The organism is Microcystis sp. LE19-8.1F, from assembly GCF_027531715.1.
GTDB lineage: Bacteria > Cyanobacteriota > Cyanobacteriia > Cyanobacteriales > Microcystaceae > Microcystis > Microcystis wesenbergii_A.
In genome coordinates this window covers 1-9,648 of sequence record NZ_JAPZSO010000222.1, presented here as the reverse complement: position 1 = coordinate 9,648, position 9,648 = coordinate 1, and the positions used below count along the sequence as shown (strand labels likewise).

10 protein-coding genes and 1 pseudogene are annotated in these 9,648 nt (G+C 42.0%); 6 read left to right on the top strand and 5 right to left on the bottom strand.

All coding sequences use genetic code 11. The features are described from left to right. Nucleotides 1-90: 90 nt before the first annotated feature. Nucleotides 91-438 carry a hypothetical protein gene (locus O9334_RS20520; RefSeq protein ID WP_288002196.1) on the bottom strand — a complete coding sequence of 116 codons (348 nt, stop codon included), beginning with the start codon at nucleotides 436-438 and terminating at the stop codon, nucleotides 91-93. A gap of 192 nt (nucleotides 439-630) precedes the next feature. On the opposite strand from O9334_RS20520, the gene O9334_RS20515 reads away from it, so the two are divergent. Continuing rightward, nucleotides 631-783, top strand: a complete 153-nt coding sequence (locus O9334_RS20515) for a TFIIB-type zinc ribbon-containing protein (protein ID WP_193745632.1) — start codon at nucleotides 631-633, stop codon at nucleotides 781-783. Here O9334_RS20515 and O9334_RS20510 read toward each other — a convergent pair. Together O9334_RS20510 and acsF are read right to left on the bottom strand one after the other, a co-directional pair. Further along, nucleotides 772-1,302 carry a zinc ribbon domain-containing protein gene (locus O9334_RS20510; RefSeq protein ID WP_045360662.1) on the bottom strand — a complete coding sequence of 177 codons (531 nt, stop codon included), beginning with the start codon at nucleotides 1,300-1,302 and terminating at the stop codon, nucleotides 772-774. The two genes, O9334_RS20515 and O9334_RS20510, sit on opposite strands and share 12 nt — an antisense overlap. Before the next feature lie 164 nt (nucleotides 1,303-1,466). Beyond that, nucleotides 1,467-2,543, bottom strand: coding sequence for a magnesium-protoporphyrin IX monomethyl ester (oxidative) cyclase (gene acsF, locus O9334_RS20505; protein WP_002752007.1), 1,077 nt, complete (start codon nucleotides 2,541-2,543; stop codon nucleotides 1,467-1,469). Nucleotides 2,544-3,047: 504 nt separating this feature from the next. Between acsF and O9334_RS20500 the strand changes: the two genes are divergently transcribed. From O9334_RS20500 to O9334_RS20485, 4 genes are all read left to right on the top strand, one after another. Continuing rightward, on the top strand, nucleotides 3,048-4,631 hold the full coding sequence (locus tag O9334_RS20500) for an ApeA N-terminal domain 1-containing protein (RefSeq protein WP_288002192.1): 1,584 nt from the start codon (nucleotides 3,048-3,050) through the stop codon (nucleotides 4,629-4,631). A gap of 430 nt (nucleotides 4,632-5,061) precedes the next feature. Next, entirely contained in the window at nucleotides 5,062-5,631 is a 570-nt protein-coding gene (locus tag O9334_RS20495) for a hypothetical protein (RefSeq protein WP_190381574.1), read from the top strand. Further along, the gene (locus O9334_RS20490) at nucleotides 5,628-6,017 is read left to right on the top strand and encodes a hypothetical protein (RefSeq protein WP_045360666.1); all 390 of its coding nucleotides are present in this window, start codon (nucleotides 5,628-5,630) and stop codon (nucleotides 6,015-6,017) included. Before O9334_RS20495 ends, O9334_RS20490 begins: the two co-directional genes overlap by 4 nt. Before the next feature lie 249 nt (nucleotides 6,018-6,266). Beyond that, the gene (locus O9334_RS20485; RefSeq protein WP_288002189.1) at nucleotides 6,267-7,169 is read left to right on the top strand and encodes a DMT family transporter; all 903 of its coding nucleotides are present in this window, start codon (nucleotides 6,267-6,269) and stop codon (nucleotides 7,167-7,169) included. Nucleotides 7,170-7,174: 5 nt separating this feature from the next. Here the strand turns inward: O9334_RS20485 and O9334_RS20480 are convergent, their stop codons facing one another. After that, complete coding sequence (locus O9334_RS20480) at nucleotides 7,175-8,425, bottom strand: vWA domain-containing protein (protein ID WP_288002186.1); 1,251 nt, start codon at nucleotides 8,423-8,425, stop codon at nucleotides 7,175-7,177. Nucleotides 8,426-8,480: 55 nt separating this feature from the next. Beyond that, nucleotides 8,481-8,582: pseudogene (locus O9334_RS20475) on the bottom strand (ISNCY family transposase); the annotation flags it as partial. A 74-nt stretch (nucleotides 8,583-8,656) separates the two neighbouring features. Here O9334_RS20475 and O9334_RS20470 point away from each other — a divergent pair. After that, complete coding sequence (locus tag O9334_RS20470; protein ID WP_288002183.1) at nucleotides 8,657-9,646, top strand: transposase family protein; 990 nt, start codon at nucleotides 8,657-8,659, stop codon at nucleotides 9,644-9,646. Nucleotides 9,647-9,648: the final 2 nt, after the last annotated feature.

Genomic DNA, 9,648 nt, shown 5'->3' with positions numbered 1-9,648 from the left:
AACTTTAAACTCTAAGACAAACATTTTACGCAGGGGGGACTTAGACAAAATCAGTATAGCACAATAAAAGTTAAGTTAACAAGATATAGTTTAAAAAGCCGTCCTAAAAGGACGGGGCTTTAACCCAAAATTTCGGTAAATCAAGACTGAAAATATAGTTGCACACGGGGTGAAGATATTGTTAATTAACAGTAAGACATCTTGTTTGGCCGTGTCGCGAAAGTATTCCGACATCGTCAGTGCGGCGTGTCCGACGCGAAATCTGACACCGGGCGGTTCATCCATCTGCCCAAAGATCATCACCGTATTCTGCAAAACCCCGGCTCCGCGCATTTCTTGATATAAATCTAGGGCTTCCCGACATCGCTCCCCAATTCCACAGAAGATACTAATTCCCTGATATTGCTTGACGATGTTATGAATCATTTCGGTAATCAAAACCGTCTTGCCAACACCCGCTCCGCCAAATAATCCTGCTTTCCCCCCCCCCGTTCCAACGGGACAAGCACGTCTATGGCTTTAATACCATTTTTCACAAGTAATGGCAGAGATGGTTAATTGCCCTCACCCCTAACCCCCCCGATGTCGGGGGGCAAGGGGGGGTAAGATACCTGCCAAGAATAAAGAAAAATGGTATTAGACATCGATAAACACGCCATTTGGTACGCAAAGTGCGATCGCTGTGGACAAATCTGGTTGGAAGCAGGTCAATTCAGCCAATATAAACAAAATTTTGCCCGAAAAGGAGTTATAGATTTAGCTAAACAGGTTTTATTGCTGTAACTGATGACCACAGCTACTACAAAAGCGATCGGTTGCCGCTACTTTTGCCCCGCATTGACGACAAAATCGGACTTTGCTGACGGTTTTTGTGTCTCCCATACTCATTTTCATATCTCCCATCTCCATTTCCATGGGGGCAAAATTCATCGACATATTACCCATTTTCATCGGTTGCATCGGTTGCATCGGTTGCATCGGTTGCATCGGTGAGGAGGAGAAACTGGTAGCAGTGGTCGATTGAGAGGACTGAGAAGCTCTAGAGGTATGAGGGGAGGAAAAACCGATACTGCTTCCTTGAATTTGGATTCTGTGGGGGCCGGTTTCGGTGATAATTTCAATCATCGCCCCTTGGGGAATTATCTCTATTTGGGGTTCTTTTGTCCAAACTCCCGTGGCAAAACTACTGCTAGACTGCTGTTGTTGTCCCACTGCACCACTAGCGAGGGTAACAATCGTCTGCAGCCCTTGATTATCGAGATAGAGACGTTGTCCTGTGGGTAATTCACTATAAATAGCCATATTTTTGACAGGAAAAAGTAAAAAGTAAAAAGTAAAAAGCTAGTTAACACCCCTAGGATCCAGTCTAGCGAGGATAGAAATGTTAGAGGATTTTCTTAAGAATTTTATCGACAAAAAAAGGGCGGTTTCACCCACCCTCACCATGTCTCAAGAAAACAAACTTTTTAACGGACGCTACCGGCTAATTTATCGACCCGAATCGGTTTCATCAGGTACAATTTGAGGAATTGCCAAGCGTTAGAGGCGAAGATCGGCAATTTCTTCAGGAATTTAACTGGTGCGGCACTGTTTTCGCTATCGATCGCCCGTAATCCCTCGTTATTGCGAACACAAATCTCTAGGCGATCATAAAATTCAGGACTATCCACATCGAGAACAATCGGGAAGACGCGGCCGGCGGTTTCATTGGTCTTCTCGATCACATACTTATCGTACTCGCGAGCGTCCAAACCGAGAATGGCGTAGAAACCGGAACGCTGAGTATCATTGAGATACATCGTAGCGAAGACCGAAAGCAGGAAGAAACGACACCAGAGACGAGCGCGCCAATCATTAAGAATATCAGGCTGCGCACGCATGATCGCATCAAAGAAGTCCCCGTGACGGTTTTCGTCTTGACACCAATTCTCGAAGAAGTTAAAAATCGGATAAACCCGATCTTCGGGATGTTGTTCGAGATGACGATAAATGGTGATATAGCGCCAATAACCGATTTTTTCGGAAAGATAGGTGGCGTAGAAGATAAATTTCGGTTTAAAGAAGGTGTAGTTACGGCTTTTGGTTAAAAATCCCAAGTCAAGGGAGAGGTTAAAATCCGATAAAGCCTTATTAAGAAACCCAGCGTGACGCGCTTCGTCCCGGGACATGAGGTTAAAGCATTCTGCGAGGACGGGATTTCTGTTTTTTAAACGTCTGCCGAGTTCTTTGTAGAGAAGAAAGCCGGAAAATTCAGCCGTGCAGGATCTTTCCAGAAATTCCACGAATAAGCGACGAGTTTCGCCATCAATATGCTCCCAAGAGCGATCGAATTCTTGATTGCGAACGAAGTGATGCCGGTTATAATCGGTACGGAATTCCTCTAAAATCGCTTTCAGTTCTTCCTCGTTAGCGGCGATCGACATTTCCGCCATCGCTTCAAAATCAGTGGTGTAGAAGCGGGGAGTGAGGATCGTTTCTTTAGCGGGAACTTTTATACCCGGACGGATTTCCTCGAATTCTGGTTTTTGGATCGTGCTGACCATAGGGATTATTGATTTTACTCTGGGATGATGATTAGGACGAGTAAAGGCTCTGAGATGATAATGACGAGCCGTGAAAAAACGGCTAGGATTCACTATAGCAAGCTCTCAGCCCTAGACTCCCTTCCTGTTCATTAAAAGTTACAACTCTTAATTAAGCTGTGTAAACAAACGCGGCTTTTTCCCTGGGAGTCTTGACAACTGTTCGGAGAGGTGGGGTGATATGGGGAAAACTTCTGGCGATTGCGCCTAAATGGAGTATTATGCAGAAAGTTTCCGTATATCTTTACTCTGGAGAGTGTTATGCAGAAAGTTGACCTATAATATGTAGTTATGCCGCTTAGTCCTTGGTAGGGGCGTAACCGGAGGCGAAGCTGTTGGGATGTAGGGTTAGACTGGCGGAAAGTTTTTAGTAAAATGTAATTTAAGGTTACTTGTGAGCAAACATTGCTCTGGATAAAATTTCATAGTATAATCAGCGCCGAGCCAAATACATACTGAACGCAGATGCTTGAAGAATTTGTGAGCTTAGGGAAGTGGTGGCTTCCTAACAAACCAGAAGTAGTAGTTCCAGGAAAACTAAGCTTTTCGCCTGAGAGTGGCGCAACATTAGAATTAATTGGTTCGCTTTATAGTTCACAGTTTGAAGAGATAGGTCAGGTAGAAGACATTGCCTTTCCAAATGAGATTTTTTCCATTGAAGGGGAATCAAATCTAACATCAGCTGTACGACTTGACTTTATAAAGTTTGAGGAAATCATTATTCTCGGTTTGCTTGATAACAATGAAGAAATTACCTTATACAGGTGTTCTGAACGAAGTAAAAGCTTTGAATTTGTAAAAGGCAGATTGACACGCATTTCGTTCAATGTCAGGTATGTTTTTAGAAAAATTCACTTTGAATATGAACAGGACATAAAATTTAAATCTATTTCTGTTCAATATTCTCATCTAGAGAAATGGGTTGGCAAATCTGGAATAGAGGTTTTTGTATCTCAAGAAGAGAACAAAATATGGATGAGTTATCAGCCGCCATCGAGTATTCATTTGGCGAAAATTGGCAGTCTCGATTTATATATTACCTTTTCTTCAGTATGTGTTTATCCATTTTACCCTAACGCGTACAATGCAAATATTGAGCAAAAAACTTATCTGACCATACAAAATCCCTGCAATCAACCAATAGATGATTGTGTCAATTTATTGATAAGATTCAGTGATTTGTTAAGCTTTGCAATGACAAAAGCAACTTTAGTAATTGAGGTTACTGGGAAAGCAGATGTCATTCATGAAAAGCCTGTACAGCAAGCAAATGGAGATTTCACACTGGAAAAAGAGGCGCGGGAAACTCAAGTCATCATAATATTTGATGTATGCAATCCTACGAAGAGTTCTGAGATAAACTTGTCCCCCAATGAAATGCTATTTCGATTTAGTGATGTAGAAACCAATTTGGGATCATTCTTTGAAGCATGGATTAATAAAAGGGAGGAATATGAACCTGTTTTTGACTTGTTAATGGCAACAATGTATAGCTCTAGCCTTTACTTGGGTTATAAATTTCTAAATATAATCCAAGCTTTGGAGGCTTATCATACAAGCAAGTATGAAGGTTCATATCAAGATAGAAAGATTTACAAAAAAGGACTTTACAAGAAATTTATAGAGGTATTGAACGATTTTCCAAGTGAAAGTGATAATCAAGAAAATGGAATTAGTGATGAGTTTAGAAATGCTTTAAAGGGAAAACTAAAAAATCAAACAAGCTTTACTTTAGAGACAAGACTCAAAGAAATTCTTAATAAAGTGTCCTCCTTGCTGCCAAATAAGCCAGATTTTATAGGAAACAAAAAAGATAGGGAATTATTTTCTAAGAGAGCTTCTGAAACTCGGAATGCATTGACGCATCATAATAAAGAAAAACGACAACAGGCGGCAAGGGGTCGGGAGTTATTTCAACTTTTTCATACGTTGACTGTGATTCTACAAATTTGCTTATTAAGAGAGCTAAACCTTCCCGATGAGTCTATTAAAATTCTTGTGGAGCGAAATAGAGCATATCAGAAAGAATGGCGACCACCTTCAAACTGATTAACCACTCACGATTATATTGCTTGTTAAGTGCGATCGCCGATCTGGTAGGGTGCGTTCCCTAATGTGACTCCCACTGCTCCACCGATCGATTTTTGGGGAACGCACCATGCACATTTATTGCAGCTGTGGGTTAAAGTGCGATGCCGCTCTGGTGGGACCAGTTGGGGAATGTTAGCGAAGATTCCCAATGTTTAGGTTAAAATAGAGGGGCAAAAGTTGCAACAGGGTCGCTTATTTTTAGCTGTGCTTCGTGTCACTGAGCCTTTACATTGAGCGTGTCGAAATGTGTCGAAGTGTGGACACTGAGCCTGTCGAAGTGCTGTTTTATATTGGCGTAACCTTTCATCTCCGAGGTAAAACCGAGGGTTCCTTCAAGCCGACATTTAAGGTAAAATTGAGCCTCTAGTTTCTGTGGGGCAATAACGCTTTGAGTCAGCCTCTAGTTCTAAACTTACAAAGCCTTAACCAAGGACTTCCCGCTATCACGCCCGCTTTTGGGTCTGCGATCGCGGAAGCAGCTGCGATTTGTCTAACCGATGAAGCTCACCAACCAGGAGTAACACTCGAAGTTAAGGGAGAATTTTCCACTCAATTCAAACTCGATTGGCAACCTGTCACCGAGCAAACCCGACGATGTTGGAATGATCAAGAGTACACGACGGAACAAGCTGCTTATGGAATCGCATTCCTGTTAATTCTGCAATTGACCAATCTCACAGTTATTGAACGTTCCCGAAAAGGGACTGGATTTGATTATTGGTTAGGAAGTCAAGATTCAGCTATCACATTGCCGTTTGAGCGAATGGCACGCCTAGAAGTCTCTGGGATTCGTAAGGGCAATCGCAGTAAAATTAATGCCAGAGTCAAGCAAAAAATCGAACAAACTGGTCCATCTGACGCAGAAGGGTTGCCAGCCTATATCATTGTGGTAGAGTTCAGTCGCCCGATCTCTGTCGTTAGCACAAAACAGAATCCTGAAGGAGCCTTACTTCAATGAGCCAGATTCAAACGTTTCACCAACAAGCAATGGATTTAGCCGAGGCAGCGGCAGTCGCCCGCTTGAGAGGCGCGATCAAACAGGCGACACAGTTGACACGCCAAGCCTTTGAACAAGAAACCCAAGCTGCTAATTTAATTGCTGGCGTTCTCGATGCCGAACCCACTCGATCTGTCCTCCACCGTAGCGCTGCATCTTTAGCGATCGAATGTGGTGAGCTACGAGCCGCAGAACGCCTGATCGCAACAGCATTATCCGGGAATCCACCACCAGAGATCGCGGAAGAACTCAAAGATCTATTCATTCAAATCAATCTGAGTCAATATCTGAAGCGTCAAGGAATTGATATTGACATCAAAGAACTGCAAGGCTTAGTAAATCAGTAATGGATCGGTGAGGCACGGTCTAACAACACAGTGGAGCGGACGGTACAAAGTCTTTGCGCTTCGTTCTAGTTCTCTCACCGCCGCTCACTTTAGCCGTTATCTTGACAAGAGGGAAGAAGGATTTTCTCAATTCAAACCATAACAATTGATGATACATAGCGCTTTTCACGTTACTAAGGTATCGACAAGTTTTGCCAACAAGGGACTTAAGCCCCTTGCCCATGCCTCATCCTGATAAAAACTGCTATAATGCTCAACGGATTTAGTCTCGGTGAAAATTTAACGGGAGAGATAGCGGCTTTGAGTGCGGCGGCACTTTGGGCGATTTCTGCGGCGATTTATAGCCTATTAGGCCAGAAAATCCCGCCTTTATTGCTTAATTTTCTGAAAGGAGTAGTCGCAATCGCTTTAATTGCCCTGACGCTGCCCCTTTCCGGACAATGGCGCGATATTAATCAGCAAAGTTCGGTATTTATACTCTTGACAAGTGGCGCAATTGGTATAGGAATCGGTGACACGGCCTATTTTACCGCCCTTAATTATTTGGGACCGCGAAAAACCCTCCTGTTAGAAACCCTTTCGCCTGCCTTGGGGGCGATTCTGGCGGCGACTTTTTTGGGGGAATCCCTGAAAATATCGGCTTATATTGGCATTATTTTGACCATCTTCGGGGTTGCTTGGGTTATTTCCGAAAAAACTCTCGAAATCAATAGTCAACGCCCTTGGCGGCGAGGAATTCCCTGGGCTTTAATCGCAGCGATTTCCCAAGCAGTGGGGGCGGTTTTATCTCGTCAGGCACTGGTGCAGTCGGGAATGTCTTCTTTGCAGAGTACCCTTTTTCGTCTGTTAGCGGGGACGGGAATAGTGTTAATTCTGATGTTTTTTCGCCGTCAGGAATCATCACCAGCGATTAACTGGTCATTGCGTCTGATTGCTATTATTATTGTCACTGCTTTCGGCAGTACGTTTTTAGGCATTTGGTTACAGCAAACTGCTTTAAAATTCTCTCCTGTGGGTATTGCCCAAACTCTCACCGCTACCAGTCCTTTATTTGTCCTGCCGATCGCTGCCATGATGGGGGATCGGATTAACTTGCGGGCGATTTGCGGGGTGATTATCGCTTTGCTGGGAATTGGGATTTTGTTTCAATGAGTGGTTTATCCATCGGTTTGTAGTCTTGTTTTAGCAATAATGCGGGTTTTCTTTAAATCTCCCTCGCTCAATTCTTCTCCCACCTGTAAACGGGTGGCATTAGTTTGGAGGACAGTGGCGGCGTTTTTTTCTCCCAATTGTAGGGCAGTTTTGGCCGCGGTTTGTAGCATGGTGGCGGCGGCTGCTCGATCGCCCTGTTTTAATTTTTCTTCGGCGATTTGGGTTTGACGATATTTGGCTAAAGTCAGAATTGATTTGTGAACTTGATCGTTTAATTGGGATTGATAGAGAGCTTGGGAGGTGATATCAAGGCTAACAGTCGCAGTTTCTAGCCCTTTTTGACCGGAAGCGGGATCATCGTAGCGAATCTTCACTTTAGCTATGGTGTGAGTACCGGGGGGAATTTGGTCAATATAGAGATTGAGGAGGAGAATTTTTTCTTCATCTATCATTAAATCACCCAAACGGGTGATGTAAAAATTGCCCTCTTTTTGTAAGCTCATTTCTATAGTTTCTGGGGCAACTTGGGCAATGGGTTTTAACTCCGCTAAATGAGTCCGAGCATCTAATTCTAATTGCAGGAAAGCGTTAGTTAACCGGACAGATTGCAGCCGGTTAAATAGACGAGTAAATTCAATTAAAGCTTGTTCGGGTCTTTCGATATAGGATAAACTTCCCCCAGCGATATCGGCAATTTTTTCTAGGATATCTTGATTCCAATGATCGCCAAAACCGAAGGTATTTAAGGTGATACCGTACTCAGCCGCCACTGCGGCTAATTTTAAACAGCGTTGATTGTTTCCGTGTTCATTTTCACCATCGGTAAGCAGAAAAATATGAGACACATAACCTTTGCTGCCAGTAGAACTTTCTTGAATACCTAATTTTATCCCTTCATCCATCGCCGTGCCTCCTCCCGCTTGTAATTGTTGAATTTTTGAGCGAATTAAGGTCAGATCATCCTGTCGCGATTGGGAGGGAAGAATAACTTTGGCGCGATGATCGAAAGCTATCACCGAGAGACGATCGTTAATACCGAGGGATTCTATTAAACTTAAAGCCGCTTTTTTGACCGTTTCTAGGGGTTTTCCCTGCATAGAACCGCTATGATCGAGAACTAAACAAAGATTAATCGGTAAATTTGTGTTAATCTGTTCACTGGTGGCGGCGATCGATAGCATCAGTTGACGTTGACTGCTGCTTTGATTAGCATTGATATGACTGTCACTCAAGGCCGATTTTATAGTTACCCGCATAAGAGTTTTTTATCGTGGTCGTTGATATTTCTATTGTAATGAGTATAGTTAGATTTGTGGGGGTGGTGATTTGTTTGGTTTCGTCAGAGACGGTTTTATTAGTGGGATTGATCACAAACGGTTGACCACATTCTTTACATTGACGTTTGGGGTTTCCATTAGACCTCGACCTAATTTAATTAAATCACAATAATAGGATATAATAAAAAAAATAGTAACTCAAAAAAAGCCTTGAAAAACTACCCTTGGCAATACATTCAAAAATATCCGAAACAAACTAAAAGACTATTAGGGATTGACTACCAACAACTAGAACAACTGATGGCCCTTGGAAAACTTATACATCGGAAAAACCAATCAGAAATCGAAAAAACCAAAATTAGGATTAATCAACCAGGAAGCGGAACACCTCCTAAATTGTCAGAAGAGGAACAAATTGTTCTAATGTTGGTTTATTTAAGACATCATCTAAGCTTTCAAATCTTAGGACTAATGTTTCAAGTGAGTGAATCAACGGCTCATAATATCTTTACCTATTGGCAAAAACTTTTTGAAGGAGAGTTACCGCCAAGTTTGTTAGAACAAATAAAGAAGTGCCAAGAAGAGGAAATAATAATTGAACAATTAAGGAATTATGAGTTGATTGTCGATAGCGCAGAACAGCCCGTGGAGATGCCGACCGATTATCAAGAGCAAAAAATATATTATTCGGGAAAGCAAAGAAGACATACTTTAAAAAGTCAATTTATTGTTTTGCCAAAAGCTGAAGATATTGTTGATGTAGTTATTGGTCAACCTGGTCCGACGAGCGATATAAAAATCTGTCGGCAAACTTTAAGCAAATTCGATTCTCAACAAACTTTTATTGGAGATAAAGCTTACCTGGGAGAAAATCAAATCAGAACTCCTGATAAAAAACCTAAGAACGTAGAATTAACCGAGAATCAAATTAAAGAAAATAAAGTTTTATCATCTCGGCGAATTTTTGTTGATCATTTAATTCGAGTTATCAAAGTATTTAAGGTAGTTCAAGAAAGATTTAGATTAAATAAAAGTCGATATAAATCGGTTTTACTGACCGTTTGTGGCTTAGTAAGATTGAGAATTAGTGCGCTAATTTTAGAAGTAATAGAATGGGAGCAATCAGGGGAAGTAATTGACGTTATAATTAGCCATAGTTTTCCGTCAAAATTCGATTTTGTCTCTTTAAACCCTGATTAATC